Annotated in this window: 16 protein-coding genes and 1 pseudogene; 8 read left to right on the top strand and 9 right to left on the bottom strand. The window is 54.0% G+C overall.

Translation table 11 applies throughout. The features are described from left to right. Positions 1–11 precede the first annotated feature (11 nt). The 4 genes from ACQG2Q_RS10080 (at position 12) to lpp (ending at position 3,505) form a co-directional block, all read left to right on the top strand. Positions 12–1,157 (top strand): trans-sulfuration enzyme family protein, encoded by a 1,146-nt coding sequence (locus ACQG2Q_RS10080; RefSeq protein ID WP_063849294.1) that lies wholly within the window; start codon positions 12–14, stop codon positions 1,155–1,157. Between the two features lie 88 nt (positions 1,158–1,245). After that, positions 1,246–1,527 (top strand): hypothetical protein, encoded by a 282-nt coding sequence (locus tag ACQG2Q_RS10075; RefSeq protein WP_418517247.1) that lies wholly within the window; start codon positions 1,246–1,248, stop codon positions 1,525–1,527. A gap of 7 nt (positions 1,528–1,534) precedes the next feature. Then, the gene (gene pykF, locus ACQG2Q_RS10070) at positions 1,535–2,956 is read left to right on the top strand and encodes a pyruvate kinase PykF (RefSeq protein ID WP_015570703.1); all 1,422 of its coding nucleotides are present in this window, start codon (positions 1,535–1,537) and stop codon (positions 2,954–2,956) included. Between the two features lie 312 nt (positions 2,957–3,268). Then, positions 3,269–3,505, top strand: coding sequence for a murein lipoprotein Lpp (gene lpp, locus ACQG2Q_RS10065; RefSeq protein WP_001082307.1), 237 nt, complete (start codon positions 3,269–3,271; stop codon positions 3,503–3,505). A 60-nt stretch (positions 3,506–3,565) separates the two neighbouring features. Here the strand turns inward: lpp and ldtE are convergent, their stop codons facing one another. The 9 genes and pseudogenes from ldtE to ACQG2Q_RS10020 all read right to left on the bottom strand — a co-directional run bounded on the left by ldtE (position 3,566) and on the right by ACQG2Q_RS10020 (position 12,654). Continuing rightward, on the bottom strand, positions 3,566–4,579 hold the full coding sequence (gene ldtE, locus ACQG2Q_RS10060; RefSeq protein WP_038415919.1) for a L,D-transpeptidase LdtE: 1,014 nt from the start codon (positions 4,577–4,579) through the stop codon (positions 3,566–3,568). Positions 4,580–4,676: 97 nt separating this feature from the next. After that, positions 4,677–5,093, bottom strand: coding sequence for a cysteine desulfuration protein SufE (sufE, locus tag ACQG2Q_RS10055; RefSeq protein WP_063849295.1), 417 nt, complete (start codon positions 5,091–5,093; stop codon positions 4,677–4,679). A 14-nt stretch (positions 5,094–5,107) separates the two neighbouring features. Further along, complete coding sequence (gene sufS / locus ACQG2Q_RS10050; RefSeq protein ID WP_063849296.1) at positions 5,108–6,328, bottom strand: cysteine desulfurase SufS; 1,221 nt, start codon at positions 6,326–6,328, stop codon at positions 5,108–5,110. Beyond that, positions 6,325–7,596 carry a Fe-S cluster assembly protein SufD gene (gene sufD / locus ACQG2Q_RS10045; RefSeq protein ID WP_096216965.1) on the bottom strand — a complete coding sequence of 424 codons (1,272 nt, stop codon included), beginning with the start codon at positions 7,594–7,596 and terminating at the stop codon, positions 6,325–6,327. The genes sufS and sufD overlap by 4 nt, the downstream gene beginning before the upstream one ends. Further along, positions 7,571–8,317 carry a Fe-S cluster assembly ATPase SufC gene (gene sufC, locus ACQG2Q_RS10040; RefSeq protein ID WP_022647874.1) on the bottom strand — a complete coding sequence of 249 codons (747 nt, stop codon included), beginning with the start codon at positions 8,315–8,317 and terminating at the stop codon, positions 7,571–7,573. The genes sufD and sufC overlap by 26 nt, the downstream gene beginning before the upstream one ends. Before the next feature lie 9 nt (positions 8,318–8,326). Beyond that, entirely contained in the window at positions 8,327–9,817 is a 1,491-nt protein-coding gene (sufB, locus tag ACQG2Q_RS10035) for a Fe-S cluster assembly protein SufB (protein ID WP_003857739.1), read from the bottom strand. Positions 9,818–9,825: 8 nt separating this feature from the next. Continuing rightward, the gene (gene sufA / locus ACQG2Q_RS10030) at positions 9,826–10,194 is read right to left on the bottom strand and encodes a Fe-S cluster assembly scaffold SufA (protein WP_022647873.1); all 369 of its coding nucleotides are present in this window, start codon (positions 10,192–10,194) and stop codon (positions 9,826–9,828) included. Between the two features lie 321 nt (positions 10,195–10,515). Then, complete coding sequence (locus ACQG2Q_RS10025) at positions 10,516–11,244, bottom strand: MerR family transcriptional regulator (protein WP_023299929.1); 729 nt, start codon at positions 11,242–11,244, stop codon at positions 10,516–10,518. A 188-nt stretch (positions 11,245–11,432) separates the two neighbouring features. Then, positions 11,433–12,654, bottom strand: a pseudogene (locus ACQG2Q_RS10020) (diguanylate phosphodiesterase). Between the two features lie 339 nt (positions 12,655–12,993). On the opposite strand from ACQG2Q_RS10020, the gene ycgZ reads away from it, so the two are divergent. The 4 genes from ycgZ to fdhF all read left to right on the top strand — a co-directional run bounded on the left by ycgZ (position 12,994) and on the right by fdhF (position 16,205). Further along, positions 12,994–13,233, top strand: coding sequence for a regulatory protein YcgZ (gene ycgZ / locus ACQG2Q_RS10015; protein WP_063849299.1), 240 nt, complete (start codon positions 12,994–12,996; stop codon positions 13,231–13,233). A gap of 4 nt (positions 13,234–13,237) precedes the next feature. Beyond that, positions 13,238–13,558 carry a hypothetical protein gene (locus tag ACQG2Q_RS10010; protein ID WP_045309075.1) on the top strand — a complete coding sequence of 107 codons (321 nt, stop codon included), beginning with the start codon at positions 13,238–13,240 and terminating at the stop codon, positions 13,556–13,558. 29 nt (positions 13,559–13,587) lie between these two features. Beyond that, positions 13,588–13,866: a biofilm/acid-resistance regulator YmgB/AriR gene (locus tag ACQG2Q_RS10005; RefSeq protein ID WP_022647868.1), complete on the top strand. Its 279-nt coding sequence runs from the start codon at positions 13,588–13,590 to the stop codon at positions 13,864–13,866. 188 nt (positions 13,867–14,054) lie between these two features. Further along, positions 14,055–16,205, top strand: a complete 2,151-nt coding sequence (fdhF, locus tag ACQG2Q_RS10000; RefSeq protein ID WP_063849300.1) for a formate dehydrogenase subunit alpha — start codon at positions 14,055–14,057, stop codon at positions 16,203–16,205. The last annotated feature ends 48 nt before the right edge of the window (positions 16,206–16,253 follow it).

Below are 16,253 nucleotides of genomic sequence, written 5' to 3'. Positions count from 1 at the left end.
AGGAGCAAAAGATGAAAAACCTGGCCACCCTCAGCGTTCACAGCGGTGAGTATCACGACACGCACGGCGCCGTGATGCCGCCAATTTACGCCACGTCGACGTTTGCGCAACCGGCACCGGGTGAACATACCGGCTACGAATACTCCCGGAGCGGCAACCCAACCCGCCATGCGCTGGAGACCGCCATCGCCGAACTGGAAGGCGGCACGCGCGGGTACGCCTTCGCGTCAGGGCTGGCGGCCATTTCCACCGTGCTCGAACTGCTGGATAAAGACAGCCATATCGTTGCCATTGACGACGTGTATGGCGGTACGTATCGCCTGATCGAAAACGTGCGCAAGCGCAGCACCGGGTTACAGGTGAGCTGGGTTAAGCCGGACGATGTAGCCGGACTTGAGGCCGCCATTCGCCCGAACACCCGCATGATCTGGGTGGAAACGCCGACGAACCCGCTGCTGAAACTGGCCGACCTGGAGGCCATCGCAGACATTGCCCGGCGCCATAATGCGATCAGCGTGGCGGATAATACCTTCGCCTCCCCGGTCATTCACCGGCCGCTGGAGGCGGGGTTCGACATTGTGGTTCACTCCGCCACCAAATATCTCAACGGTCATTCAGACGTGGTTGCCGGGCTGGCTGTTGTCGGGGCAAATAAGGATCTCGCAGAGCGTCTGGGCTATCTGCAAAACGCGGTTGGCGGCGTTCTGGATCCGTTCAGCAGCTTCCTGACGCTACGGGGGATTCGCACCCTCTCCCTGCGCGTTGAGAAGCACAGTGCCAACGCGCTGGCGATTGCGCAATGGCTGGAGCAGCATCCGCAGATAGAGAGCGTGCTCTATCCCGGGCTGGAGTCACACCCCCAGTATGTGCTTGCCCGCAGACAAATGGCGCTGCCGGGCGGCATGATCTCCGTTGTGATTAAAGGCGATGCGCAACGCGCGACAGAGGTGATTCGTCATCTTACGCTCTTTACCCTGGCGGAAAGCCTGGGCGGGGTGGAGAGTCTGGTGAGCCAGCCCTACAGCATGACCCACGCCTCCATTCCACTGGCGCAGCGTCTTGCAAACGGCATTGTGCCGCAGCTGATACGCCTGTCGGTGGGGATTGAGGATGCGAAGGATCTGATCGACGACCTTCAACAGGCGCTGGAAAAGTGAGCAAAAAACGGCGGGCGTTGCGCCTGCCGTCATAAGATGACATTAGGCCTTAACGCCTTGATAACAAACTTATGTGAATCTGCACAGAATGTTTTTGAAACGCTGTTTCCATTTTCCTTTTTACTGTGAATCAGCGTATAATGCGCGCCAAATCCCTGGTGAATGGTTTCAGCGCTTGGAATACAAAAAACAACGTACAACTTCTCCTCTCCTTCGTTGGGCTGGCACTCAGGCACACTTTCTTCTGCACGCTCATTTGATGTCACCTATTCTTAGTGCGTGTCATATACTCTTTCGCAACACAGGTTTGACTCCGCGGCGGTGCGCCCCCGGAGCGAGATTTCCATATCCTTCCCAACTTAAAGACTAAGACTGTCATGAAAAAGACGAAAATTGTTTGTACTATCGGCCCGAAAACCGAATCCGAAGAGATGCTGAGCAAAATGCTGGATGCCGGCATGAACGTGATGCGTCTGAACTTCTCCCACGGCGACTATGCTGAACACGGTCAGCGTATTCAGAACTTGCGCAACGTGATGAGCAAGACCGGGAAAAAAGCGGCAATCCTGCTCGACACCAAAGGTCCTGAAATCCGCACCATCAAACTGGAAGGCGGTAACGACGTTTCCCTGAAAGCGGGCCAGACCTTCACCTTCACCACCGACAAATCCGTTGTAGGTAATAACGAAATCGTTGCCGTGACCTACGAAGGCTTCACCAGCGATCTGTCCGTTGGCAACACCGTGCTGGTAGATGACGGCCTGATCGGCATGGAAGTGACCGCGATTGAAGGTAACAAGGTTATCTGTAAAGTGCTGAACAACGGCGATCTGGGCGAAAACAAAGGTGTTAACCTGCCGGGTGTGTCCATTGCTCTGCCAGCGCTGGCTGAAAAAGACAAACAAGACCTGATCTTCGGCTGCGAACAAGGTGTGGACTTCGTTGCGGCGTCCTTCATCCGTAAACGTTCTGATGTGGTTGAGATCCGTGAGCACCTGAAAGCGCACGGTGGTGAGAACATTCAGATCATCTCCAAGATCGAAAACCAGGAAGGCCTGAACAACTTCGACGAAATCCTTGAAGCGTCTGACGGTATCATGGTTGCGCGTGGTGACCTGGGCGTTGAAATCCCGGTTGAAGAAGTGATCTTCGCGCAGAAGATGATGATCGAGAAATGCGTTCGCGCGCGTAAAGTGGTTATCACCGCAACGCAGATGTTGGACTCCATGATCAAAAACCCACGCCCTACCCGTGCTGAAGCCGGCGACGTGGCGAACGCCATCCTCGACGGTACCGATGCCGTTATGCTGTCTGGCGAATCTGCAAAAGGTAAATACCCTCTGGAAGCGGTCGGCATCATGGCGACCATCTGTGAGCGTACCGACCGCGTGATGAAAAGCCGTCTGGATTACAACAACGACAGCCGTAAACTGCGCATCACCGAAGCCGTGTGCCGTGGTGCGGTAGAAACCGCCGAGAAACTGGAAGCCCCACTGATTGTCGTGGCGACCCAGGGCGGTAAATCTGCGCGTGCCGTGCGTAAATACTTCCCGGATGCGACCATTCTGGCGCTGACCACCAACGAAACCACCGCGCGTCAGCTGGTGCTGAGCAAAGGCGTGATCCCACACCTGGTGAAAGAGATTGCCTCTACCGATGATTTCTATCGTCTGGGTAAAGAAGTGGCTCTGGAACTGGTTGATTGTGGCCTGGCTCAGAAAGGCGACGTGGTGGTTATGGTTTCTGGTGCACTGGTACCAAGCGGTACAACCAACACTGCATCTGTCCACGTACTGTAATATTTCACGAACAAATTATTGTTTTGTTAAAAAGCGTCCTTCGGGGCGCTTTTTTTATTCCCGCCATTAACCAGAACTATTCAAAAAGCAAATCGGGTTTTTCTATTTAATCGCGATTTATCTAAGATGAATCCGATGAAAAATGCCTTTTTTAACATAGCTTTTTCGTCAAAATTGCCGATTTCGTTGCTTCTTTGAGCGAACGATCAAAAATAGGCGTAATCCCATCAAAAAAATATTCTCAACCCAAAAAACTTTGTGTAATACTTGTAACGCTACATGGAGATTAACTCAATCTAGAGGGTATTAATAATGAATCGTACTAAACTGGTACTGGGCGCGGTAATCCTGGGTTCTACTCTGCTGGCAGGTTGCTCCAGCAACGCTAAAATCGATCAGCTGTCTTCTGACGTTCAGACTCTGAACGCTAAAGTTGACCAGCTGAGCAACGACGTGAACGCAATGCGTTCCGACGTTCAGGCTGCTAAAGACGACGCAGCTCGCGCTAACCAGCGTCTGGACAACCAGGCTACTAAATACCGTAAGTAATAGTACCTGTTAATAAAATGGCGCACATTGTGCGCCATTTTTTTTGCCTTCGTCAAATCTCTACTGAAGCGCTTTCTCTCCCTCGCCTTCCGTCACCGCCGCTGAGACACGACTGTTCTGAACCGACAGGACAGAATTGCTGGCTGACGAACCATTGCCTGCTGAAACGGCAACCGGGATTCCGGCTCTGCGCGCCAGAGCTTTGTCGATTAGCGTTTTATCGCTACCTGATTCCGCTGCGAAGGCGGTAAACGCCGCCGAGTGCGTGAACGGCACCGTCTGTGGGTTTTCGCCCTCAGCCTGCGCCAGCGGCCTGTGCACCTCGATATAACGTTTGCCGTCCGGCTCGACGGAGAACTTCACCGGCTCATTGATAATCTGCACCCGCGTGCCGACGCGCACTTGTTCAAACAACGCTTTGATATCCGGCGCGTTCATTCGCATACAGCCCGAGCTGACCCGCAGCCCTACGCTGTCCGGCGCGCTGGTGCCATGAATAAGATATTCCCCATTCCCGATGCCCAGACGCAGCGCAAAGCGCCCCAGCGGGTTATTTGGCCCTGCGGGTACCACAGGCGGCAGTTTAATGCCCTGCGCCAGTGAGCGCGCTCTGATGCCCGCTGTGGGGGTCCAGGTAGGGTTAGGGATTTTCTGACTCACACGGGTGGTGCTGACCGGTGTTTCCAGCCCAAGCTGACCAATACCCAGCGGATAGACCTGCACGATATTTTCGCCAGGCGGATAGAAGTAAAGACGCAGCTCCGCCAGATTCACCACAATGCCCTCACGCTCGGTGTCCGGGAGCAGCATCTGGGAAGGAATGGTAATGACCGTTCCTGGCGCAGGGTTTACCGGTGCAATGGTATTATTGGTTTCAAGGATAAGCTGTGCGGCGGTATTAAACCGACGAGCGATAGCCTGGAGCTTATTGTCGCCTTCCTGAATGGTGTATGTCTGATTTTGCCCAATCAGGCGGCTGCCTGCGGGCGGTAAAGGATAATCAACCGCCCTGGCTGAATTAACAGCACTGAGCGAACCAAGGAGTAATAGAGTTATTAGAGACGCGCGCTTCATGCTGAGATTCCTTATTCACTGACCAAACGTCAGAAAGCTGAAAAACCAGCGAGGTGGAAACCACCCCGCGAAACAGAATGAATGCTGTTCTGTCAGTTTAGCTAAGGATTGCGGCTTTGGCGCGTATGGCGCGGATCATCGCTTCCAGTCCCTGGGAGCGGGACGGGGTGAGGTGTTGGGTTAAGGCCATTTTTTCAAACCAAGGGCGAACGTCAAAGGCGACAATATCCTGCGCCGACATCTGGTGATAAAGAATAAATACGACGGCAATAAGCCCCTTCACAATGGCGGCATCGCTGTCACCCTGTAAATCGATTACGCCATCATCCGTCTGCTGCATCTGGATCCAGACCTGGCTCTGGCAGCCCTGAATGATGTTGTCCCGGTTATGCGCCTCTTCGCTGAGCGGCGGCAGGCGCTGACCTAGCTCGATAATATAAAGGTATTTCTCTTCCCAGTTTGCGCAACGCCCAAAGTTACGCAGCAATTTATCTCTGTCCGGCAAATCTGCCATCTCTCGCCTCTCCGTTAGCCAAGCAGCTGGTGAATACGTTTTAGTCCCGCCACCAGTCTGTCGACCTCTTCCGTTGTGTTGTACATCACCAGCGATGCGCGGCACATGGCCGGTACCTGATAATACGCCATCAGTGGCATCGCGCAGTGATGCCCGGTACGTACGGCGACGCCGTAATTATCCAGGAAACTGCCCACATCATAAGCGTGATGCTTGCCGAGGTTGAAGGCTATCACACCCAGACGGTCAGCAGGGCCATATAAGGTCAGATCCGGGACGCTGGCAAGCTCCTGCAAGGCATATTGCATCAGCAGCTGTTCGTACTCCTGAATCGCCGCCAGCCCCGTTTCAGAGACGTAGCTAATGGCCGCGCCCAGCCCGATGATCCCGCCCGTGTTTGGCGTGCCCGCCTCGAAGCGCCAGGGCGCCCGGGCGTAGGTTGTGCCTTCCGTCAGGCTGACGGTGGCAATCATTGACCCGCCCCCTTCCCACGGCGGCATGGCCTGGAGAATATCCTCCTTCACATACAGCACGCCGATGCCCGTCGGACCATACAGCTTGTGCCCGGAGAAGACGTAGAAATCGCAGTCCAGAGTCTGTACGTCAACCGCATGGTGCATCACCGCCTGGGCGCCATCAATCAACACTTTCGCACCGGCCTGATGGGCTTTGTCGACGATCAGCGCCACCGGATTTTCCGTCCCCAGCACGTTTGAAACGTGGGTCACCGCTACCAGCCGCGTTCTGTCGTCAAGCAGGGCATCCAGCTGTTCAAGCTGAAGCGTACCGTCTTCGTTTAGCGGGATCACCCGCAGTTGCGCCCCCATACGCTCACAGAGCATCTGCCAGGGCACGATGTTAGCGTGGTGCTCCATCTGGGTGATGATGATGTTATCCCCCGCGTGCACCTGCGCATTGCCCCAGCTGTTAGCCACCAGGTTGATCCCTTCGGTGGTGCCACGCACGAACACCAGCTCTTCCGGCGAACACGCGTTGAGAAACGCCGCAACCTGCGTGCGCACGTTTTCCATGCGCTGGGTCGCCTCGGCGCTCAGAGTGTGGATCCCGCGATGGACCGCCGCATAACCGTGGCGGTAAAACTCGGCTTCCGCATCCACCACTTGATTCGGTTTTTGCGCGCTGGCCGCACTGTCGAGATAGGCCAGCGGCAGACCGTTCACTTCACGGGTCAGTACCGGAAAATCTGCCCGGACTTTCTCTACGGGAAATGTCATGCTTCGCCTCCAGGCAGCCGCTGACCGATACGGGCCAGCACCTGCTGTTTAAGTCCGCCATCGGGCAGCGCTTCCGTCAGCTCAGCCGCAAAGGCGTAAATAATCATCTTTTGCGCGGCCTGCTGGTCTATCCCGCGCGAGCGCAGATAGAACATCTGCTCATCGTCAATACGCCCGACCGTCGCGCCGTGGCTGCATTTTACGTCGTCCGCATAGATTTCCAGCTGTGGTTTAGTGTCCACCTCTGCCAGACGTCCCAGCAAAAGGTTGTTGTTGGTCATCTGCCCGTCAGTTTTGATGGCGTGCTGCGCCACGTTGATCAGGCCATTAAACACCGCACGTCCTTTGTCGCTGACGATGGTTTTGTGCAGCTGGCGGCTGTTGCAGTAGCCTTTGTTATGCTCAAGCCAGGTGCGCGTGTCGCACACTTCTGACTTCACCGGCATCGCCAGGCTGTTAATACGCAGCGTAGTGTTCTCACCGTTCAGCTGGGTGCTGGTGTTGTGGCGCAGCACCGCGCCGCCAAGCAGGAAGCTGTGGCTGTATGCCGCGGCATCCTGGCCCAGCAGAATATCGTTGTGGGCGAAGTGGTGACTGAGCGGATTTTCAAACGCCAGCTTGATGTGGTGCAGCTGGGCATTGGCCGCCACGTTCATCGTCAGACGCGAGCCGGTAAAATGGCGGGTGTCGTTCAGACTAACGTAATGCTCAATTACCGTCGCTTCTGCCCCTTCTGCCAGCTCGAGATGGTGGCGATAGTGGGCGGTGTTGATCTCGCCGCCCTCAACACCCTGGGTGATATGCATCAGCAGCAGCGGTTTCGCCGGGCGCTGGTTACGCTTAACGTGAATATGGGTGACAGACTGAGACAGGCTCTCTGTGAGGTGCAGAAAGACGTCAGGCTGGACCGGAGCACTCAACGACTGGCGCTCGTCGTTAATGGCGATATCGAACCCGCTCTCCTGTACGCTGTCGCTGAGTTCCTCACGAAACTGCCCGTCTACAAACACCAGACGCACGGCATCCACGCTCAGCGCCAGCACATCGCGCTGGCCGGGGCTAACCTGCGCCAGACGGGTGACAAACTCGCCGTTCAGCAGGCCGTCCAGCGGGGTATATTTCCAGTTCTCATGCTTACGCGTCGGTAAACCGAGACGCAGCATCTGCTGGAGATGGTGCTGAGCCTGTTCAGAGCGCGCTCCACCCTGCGCTTCAAACAGTCGGTGCCACTGCTGGAGTGCATTACTGCTGTTCGGTAAGCCAGCCATAACCCTGCTCCTCCAGTTGTTTAACCAGCGTAAAGTCACCGGATTTCACAATGCGCCCCTGATAAAGCACGTGGACATAGTCCGGTTTGATGTAGTCCAGAATACGCTGGTAGTGAGTCACGATAATAAATGAGCGGTTACCGTCACGCAGAGAGTTTACGCCGTCGGCAACGATCTTCAGGGCATCAATATCCAGCCCTGAATCGGTTTCATCGAGAATGCACAGCTCCGGCTCAAGAACCGCCATTTGCAGAATATCGTTACGTTTTTTCTCACCGCCAGAAAAACCCACGTTCACCGAGCGGGTGAGCAGATCTTCGGGCATTTTCAGCAGCTTGATTTTCTCTTCCATCAGATCCTGGAAGTCAAAGCGATCCAGCGCCTCAAGCCCGCGATACTTGCGCACCGCGTTCAGCGCGGTTTGCAGGAAGAACTGGTTGCTGACGCCCGGGATTTCCACCGGATACTGGAAGGCCATAAAGATGCCCTCACCGGCACGCTCTTCAGGCGACATCTCCAGCAGATCCTTGCCGTTAAACTCAACGGAGCCGCTGGTGACCTCATAATCTTCGCGTCCTGCCAGCGTCGCTGAAAGCGTACTTTTCCCGGAGCCGTTTGGCCCCATGATGGCGTGAACTTCACCCGGTTTGACGTCAAAATTGAGCCCACGCAGGATCTCTTTCTCTTCCACGCTAACCTGTAAATCTTTAATGCTTAACATGTGCTTTCCTTAACCGACGCTGTGTTCAAGACTAATGGCGAGGAGTTTCTGGGCTTCAACGGCAAATTCCAGCGGCAGTTCAGAGAACACGTCCTTACAGAAGCCGTTAACAATCATTGAAATCGCATCTTCTTCACTGATCCCGCGTTGCAGGCAGTAGAACAGCTGATCTTCACCGATACGTGACGTAGTCGCCTCATGCTCGAGCTGGGCGCTGTTATTGCGGCATTCGACATAGGGGAAGGTATGCGCCCCGCAGTCAGCGCCAATCAGCATGGAGTCGCACTGGGTAAAGTTACGTGCGTTGGTGGCTGTCGGCATGATTTTCACCAGCCCGCGATAGCTGTTCTGGCTGTGACCGGCAGAGATCCCTTTTGAGATGATGGTCGATTTGGTGTTTTTACCGATGTGGATCATCTTGGTGCCGGTATCGGCCTGCTGATGACCGCTGGTCAGTGCCACGGAGTAAAACTCACCGATGGAGTTGTCGCCGCGCAGAATACAGCTCGGGTATTTCCAGGTAATGGCGGAGCCGGTTTCTGACTGCGTCCAGGACATCTTACTGTTTTCACCTTCGCACAGCGCACGCTTGGTGACGAAGTTCAGAATACCACCGGTGTTGCCATCGCCCGGGAACCAGTTCTGTACCGTAGAGTATTTCACTTCCGCGTCTTTATGGATGATCACCTCTACCACCGCCGCGTGCAGCTGGTAGCTGTCGCGCACCGGCGCCGAACAGCCTTCGATATAGCTGACGTAGCTGCCTTCATCGGCCACCAGGATGGTGCGTTCAAACTGGCCGGTTTTTTCCGCGTTGATGCGGAAATAGGTCGAGAGCTCCATCGGGCAGCGCACACCTTTAGGCACGTAGATAAAGGTGCCGTCTGACGCCACCGCCGCATTCAGTGCCGCGAAGAAGTTATCGTTACTGGGTACCACGGTGCCAATGTATTTTTTCACCAGCTCCGGGTGATCGTGAATGGCTTCCCCAAAGGAGCAGAAAATTATCCCCTGCTCCGCCAGCTTTTCACGGTAGGTGGTTGCCACCGAGACGGAGTCAAAAATGGCGTCCACCGCCACCTCTTTACCTTCGCGCACGGGCACGCCGAGCTGATTGAAGGCCTCTTCCACCTCTTTACTCAGGAAGCTGTTCTCGGCACCGGTTTGCTGTACCGCGCCGGGCTGCGAGGCACAGGTATCATCGCAGCTGCCGCATGAGGGCGCGGAGTAGTAGCTGTAATCCTGATAGTTCAGCTTATCGTAATGCGCTTTCAGCCAGTGGGGTTCTTCCATCTCCAGCCACGCGCGGAATGCGCTCAGGCGAAACTCCAGCATCCACTCCGGCTCGTTACGTTTCGCCGAAATGGCGCGCACGACCTCTTCGTTGATGCCTTTCGCCAGCTCATCGGTTTGCAGCTGCGTGAAGAAACCCTCTTTATAGTTGAGGTGTCCGCCGCTCCAGGTGTTTACATCACTCGTTGCTTCAGTATTACGAGACATAGTACCGCCTATACCCCAAAGCTTTCGCCGCAGCCGCATTCGTTCTGGGCTTTCGGGTTATGAAATTTGAATAACTGGTTTAAACCTTCCCGAACGTAGTCGACTTCGGTTCCATCAATAAACGGCATAGCCTGTAGCGCGACGTATAACTTTGCACCGTCGGTTTCAAAGACCAGATCGTCCTTTTTGGGTTCGGTTACGGTATCCAGCACGTAGCCAAATCCTGCGCAGCCCGTCTGCTTAACGCCTAAGCGTACGCCGAGGATGTCGGGATTTTTTGCCACCAGCTCATGAATATGCGCCGCCGCCGCGGGCGTCAGCGTTAAGCCACGCCAGGCAAAATCGGCCGGATTGAAGGTTTCTGAATGCAGTTCCATAGGTCCACCTCATCTGATAAGCCACCAGGGCATAACACCATGTTAGTGATAACGATTATCACTTCAACCCCCTGCGAGCAGGGGCTTTGGGCTAAACCGCCCTTTTTGGCTACTTTCATTAAGCATAGACCCTGTGACGGGATGCGGATGGGTGGGTTAGTTTTGTTCAATGCATTGATAAATAATGCATTTCATAAGAAAGGCGGTAAGGTGGCGGGCAATAATAAAAATTGTATTGAAAATACCTATTTTTAAGATAGCTATCTTCCAATAAGAAAGCGGGCTCGAAAAGACAAAAAGGCCCTGACGGACCCCTTAACATCAGTGATGGAACGAGACGGCGAAACCCTGTTCACGCCAGTGGTCGAGCTGCTCCTGTTGACGAGGCGTAGGTGCTTTACCGGTCCAGACGAAAATTTTTTGTCCAGGGAAAAGTTCCGGACGTGGAGAATCAATCGGTTCAGCCAGCACGTCGATATGCCAGCCCTTGTAGGCAAGACGGGCCGCTTCCAGCCACAAATGCGTACGGTCGTCGCACTCCCATCCAACCAGTAGCGCATCTTTACCTGCTTTTTTTCGTGATTCAACCAGGCTAGTAACGGCAAACTCAATCAGGACACCGTCGAGCAGGCTCGCCATATGACGCACCGTATTCTGATCCTGATTCATTCGCTGACGCACAGGGGTGATGATGTTATCTATCAGAACATCCATCGCATGGTCGCGGCGGAACTCACTGATTTTGGCGCGCAGTTTTGCCGGATTGGCATAGCGCAGAACGGTTAACATCTCTTCCTGAAACGATGCCCAGTTCCCATGCGTCATCACTTCTGTATTTTCAAGAAGCGCTTTTACTTTACCGACCGAAACACCCGTTTTCATCAGGCGTTTGATCTCTTCGATACGCAGGATATCTTCATCGTCAAACTGACGATGACCCCCTTCGCTTCGCTGCGGCTTCAACAATCCATAACGGCGCTGCCAGGCACGCAGCGTAACGGGGTTGATACCGCATCGTTCGGCCACTTCGCCGATACTGTAATAGGCCATTAACTCCCTCACGCACAATACTTCCATACCTAACCAAACCAACCTTATCAGATTGTACAAATCATTTGTATAACTAACTCCTCGTTCTGAGACAAGTGAATGGCTCAACGAACCACTCACTCGTTAATGTATTGTTGTATAAATTTAGCCGTACGTACAGGTCACTTTTAAGAGTTACGTACAGGTTTTTATAAATCGTACTTTTTCTCGGGCCAGGCAATCGCCGGTATGCCCCCCAGGCGCGGGCTGGCGAATAAGGTGCCCCTGGAACTGAGAAATCCCGGCTGATTCCAGCCACATCCACTCTTCAGCCAGCTCTACACCTACCGCACAGAACAGGATTTCCAGGGACGCACAGCATTTAATGATCGACTGAATGATCGCCTGACGCGGGCCGCTCTTGTGCACGTTGGCAATCAAATCACGGTTGATCTTGATTCTGTCCGGCTGAAACTGGGCCAGCAGTTGCAGACCGGCGAATCCCGCGCCAAAGTGATCGATGGCCACGCTGATCCCGGCGCTTTTAAGCTGTCTGACCGCGCTGGTGAACTCTTCGAAGCGCGAGATCGCCTCGCTCTCGGTGAACTCGACCACAATTTGCTCCGGCACAAAACCGTTCGCCTCAATTGCCGTCAGTAAAAAATCGACGGCGCCAGGAACATTGACCAGCGTCATCGGCAGCAGATTAATGGACAACGTTTGAGTCTGTAGGCCCAGCGCGCTGGCCATCGACAAAGCCACCTGTTTACTCTTCAGATCCGATTCGTACAGCGCCTCACGCGACAGGTTGGCAAAATAGCTTTCCGGAGACTCACCGGACGGCGTGCGGATCAGGGCTTCCCAGGAAACTACCTGCTGCATAAACGGATCGACGATAGGTTGAAATGCGAAACTACAGTCCGCGCCCTTTGCCACTACCGTCGGCTGGGAGGATAACGGCGTATTTTCGGTGACAAACTCCCAGGCGTCAGCCGGAGGCAGCTCAAAGTAGTTGGCTTTTTCAGTGGCCTCAACGAAGGTGCGGAAAAATTGCAGGGCGCGATCGTTATAGGTCAGCTGATAGCGCGTTGTGCCTTTATCGAGTACCTGTTGCAGCACTTCGTTGGTGTCGTACTGACGAAGGTCGAAGAGCTCCATACCCACATTGCCAAAACGTCTTGAAGGCCCGTGATCGCTCAACAATTCGACCACGTTGTGATGCCGTGGGTCACGGCAGATGAGCTCATAGATCTCCTTAACGTTATCAGCGGGCCCTTCAAGTAACTGAAAAAAGTGTGTGCCGTTAAACAGCAAAATCCCCGTCACATCGAACTGGCGATTTCTACAATTTGCAGCAGCGACCATGTCTTCCAGCGCTTTCACTGGAACGTTCTCGCAGATATGACTGCGGTAAATGATGGTTGTGAGCATGCTAATCCTGAAGATTGAGGGGGTGACCACGAAAACACGTGGGGAAAACTCTGTTATAGCACATTAATTGCCCAACAAATAATTTACATCTCAACGATTTACACGGCTTTTTTGCGTCATTTACGGGCTTGTACAACTCTGCGACGCCGCTTCGGATTGTACAATATATCTTGTGAATACCGCAGTAAATCGTATAAGAATAAGCATCTGATAAATAATGATTTTATAAAATATATTATAAAATATTTAAAAAATTGTACATTTTAAATGTACAGATTTGAAAATTATGTATACCTTAAATGTAACGTTACTGATTACAGAATTTTACAGGAGCGAAACATGCAGCAGAACGGATACGTCGCAGACTCAGCAACAGCGATTGCGCAGTACTTCGAAAAAGCCGCGCTTCCAACCCAACAGGAAACCCTGGGTCAGGTTGTTGTTGAAATCCTTAGCGACGGGCGAAATCTGAATCGCAAATCGCTCTGCACAAAACTGTTGAGTCGCCTTGAAAAGGCCAATGGCCCGGAAGAGGAACATCATTATCACATGCTTCTTGGTCTGCTCTTCGAACGTTAATGTTATGAACAGCAGTGATGCGGACAGACTGATCGACCAGCTTATTGGAGAAGCCGCTCTTTCACTTTTGAAGGAGCGCGGTCCCGTGACGACCGAGGGATTGGTTCAGCGTCTGCGTAACATGCAAGCCTGTGAGACGGATCCCCAGCGGCGGGAGACATTAGCGAGGGTGATAGCTGAAATCAGCTCAGGCACGGTCGCTTTTAAAGGTCGCAGAACCGCACAAGGACGAATACAGAGAGAGGGATCTCTCAAAAATAATCGAGACAATGTAGTGCCGTTATTTGGAAATGGAAAACCGTCCGATCCCAAAAAGATGCATTGACTACAACTTTACAGCAACGGTGAGAACAAATGAGACAAAATATTCAGCTTCAACCCGAATACCACTCCGCCTTTTTAGATAGCGCGTTGTCGGAGTATTTCCGTCACGCAGGCGATCGCTTTGCTGAAGAGTCTGCCATTTTTTCGACTGCGGTTCGTTGTGTTCTCGCTTCTGAAGGTCATCTAACCAACAAAGCGATCATTCTCTGGCTGATCCAGACGCTGGAAACTACCGACGATGTCGTTAAGGCGGATGTGATCCGCAAGACGCTGGAAATTGTTGTCGGTTATACCATGGACGATCTTTAACGCCTCTCCCTTCCCTACGGATAGCGTGTCATCGTCAATACTGACGAACAGACTGACGATGACACACCCTCTCTTCCCTTACGCCCTGTTAATCAAGCACGCTGAATGTGGCATGGATCCTGCTTAGTCCGCTAAGGGACTGGGCCTTCCAGTAAACATTGCTTCATTTCTTAACAGGTCTGTTATTGATGAAAAAAATCGCCAGCGTCTGCCCTTACTGTGGTGCAGGCTGCAAACTAAACCTCGTCGTGAAAAATAACCGGATTATCCGTGCCGAAGCCGCTGATGGCGTAACCAATCAGGGCACGCTTTGCCTGAAAGGATTCTACGGCTGGGACTTTCTTAACGACACACGGCTGCTTACCCCCCGTCTGACGCAGCCCATGATCCGCTACAGCAAAGGCGAGTCCTTTACCCCTGTTACCTGGGAAGAGGCCATTCGCTATACTGCTCACAGGCTTAAAAGCATCAAAGATCAGTACGGCCCTCGATCCATTATGACCACGGGGTCCTCGCGGGGAACGGGCAATGAGACCAACTATGTGATGCAAAAATTTGCCCGTGCGGTGCTGAACACTAACAACGTCGACTGCTGCGCCCGCGTCTGTCACGGTCCGTCCGTTGCCGGTTTACAGGAGACCCTCGGCAACGGTGCCATGAGCAATTCCATTAACGATATTGAAAACTCAAAATGCCTGCTGGTGTTCGGCTATATCTGCGCCGACTCTCACCCCATCGTCGCCCGACGCGTGCTTAAAGCACGTGAAAATGGCGCAAAAATCATCGTCTGCGATCCGCGTCAGATTGAAACGGCACGCATTGCCGATCTTCATCTTCAGTTGAAAAACGGCAGTAACATGGCGCTGGTCAATGCCTTTGGCTATGTCCTGCTTGAAGAGGAACTGTACGACAAAAACTACGTTGCCCGCTTCACAGAAGGGCTTGAGGCTTACCGACTGACGGTAAAAGATTACGCACCCGAGCAGGTTGAACATCTGACGGGCATTCCCGCGCGGGATGTTCGTCAGGCAATGCGCATGTTCGCGGCGGCGCCTTCAGCAACGGTAATGTGGGGAATGGGCGTTACGCAGTTTGGTCAGGCGGTTGATGTGGTGAAAGGTCTCTCCAGCCTGGCGCTGCTCACCGGCAACCTGGGCCGCCCTGCCGTCGGCGTAGGTCCGGTTCGCGGGCAAAATAACGTTCAGGGTGCCTGCGATATGGGCGTTTTGCCCAATATGTTCCCCGGCTACCAGGATGTCACTGACCCGGCGGTCAGACTGAAATTTGCCGATGCGTGGAAAATCAATGTCAGCCGGATGGACGATCGCGTCGGGACGCGTATCACCGAAGTGCCGCATCTCGCGCTGGAAGGTAAGATCAAAGCCTATTACATCATGGGGGAAGATCCGCTTCAGACAGAAGCCGATCTGGGCCTGGTCCGCCGCGGCTTTGAGTCCCTCGATTTTGTGGTGGTTCAGGACATCTTTATGACCAAAACGGCAGAGGTGGCTGACGTACTGCTCCCTGCCACGTCATGGGGAGAACATGCTGGCGTGTTCACCTGCGCCGATCGCGGCTTCCAGCGTTTTGGCAAGGCCATTGAGGCCAGCGGCAACGTCAAGCGCGACTGGGAGATCATCAGCCTGCTGGCCACGGAGATGGGCTATCCCATGCATTACGAGAATAACCAGCAGATCTGGGACGAAATGCGCGAGCTGTGCCCCCTCTTCTACGGCGTGACCTACGAAAAAATGGGCGAGATGGGCCATGTCCAGTGGCCCTGCCCAACCCTTGATCATCCCGGCACACCCTATCTGTACAGGGATAATCAGTTCGACACCCCCACTGGCAAAGGCCAGCTGTTTGCTGCCCCCTGGCGCGCTCCGGCCGAGACACCGGATACGGATTACCCGCTGGTACTTTGCACGGTGCGCGAAGTCGGTCACTACTCCTGTCGCTCAATGACCGGGAACTGCGCGGCGCTGCAAAGCCTGGCCGACGAGCCGGGCCGGGTGCAAATGAACCCGGCCGACGCGGATGAGCGTGGGATCGCCGACGGCCAATTGGTCTGGGTACGTTCACGCCGGGGTAAAGTGATCACGCGCGCCAGCATCAGCGAGCGCATCAATGCGGGAGCAATCTATATGACCTACCAGTGGTGGATTGGCGCCTGTAATGAGCTGACGCAGGATAATCTAGACCCGATCTCCAGAACGCCTGAAACGAAATATTGCGCCGTGCAGATGGAGGCGATCGAGGACCAGCGCTGGGCGGAGGATTTTGCGGCTTCTGCATACCAGACCATGAAGACGCGGTTGATCGCTGCGGTTAACGTTTAAATACATTGCCGGGTGGTGGCTATCACTGCCCGGCCAGCTATCCGCTGA

Source organism: Enterobacter cloacae complex sp. 370H10 (assembly GCF_050031535.1).
GTDB lineage: Bacteria > Pseudomonadota > Gammaproteobacteria > Enterobacterales > Enterobacteriaceae > Enterobacter > Enterobacter intestinihominis.
The sequence above is the reverse complement of the archived record's forward strand: the minus strand, read 5'-3'. Positions and strand labels throughout refer to the sequence as shown.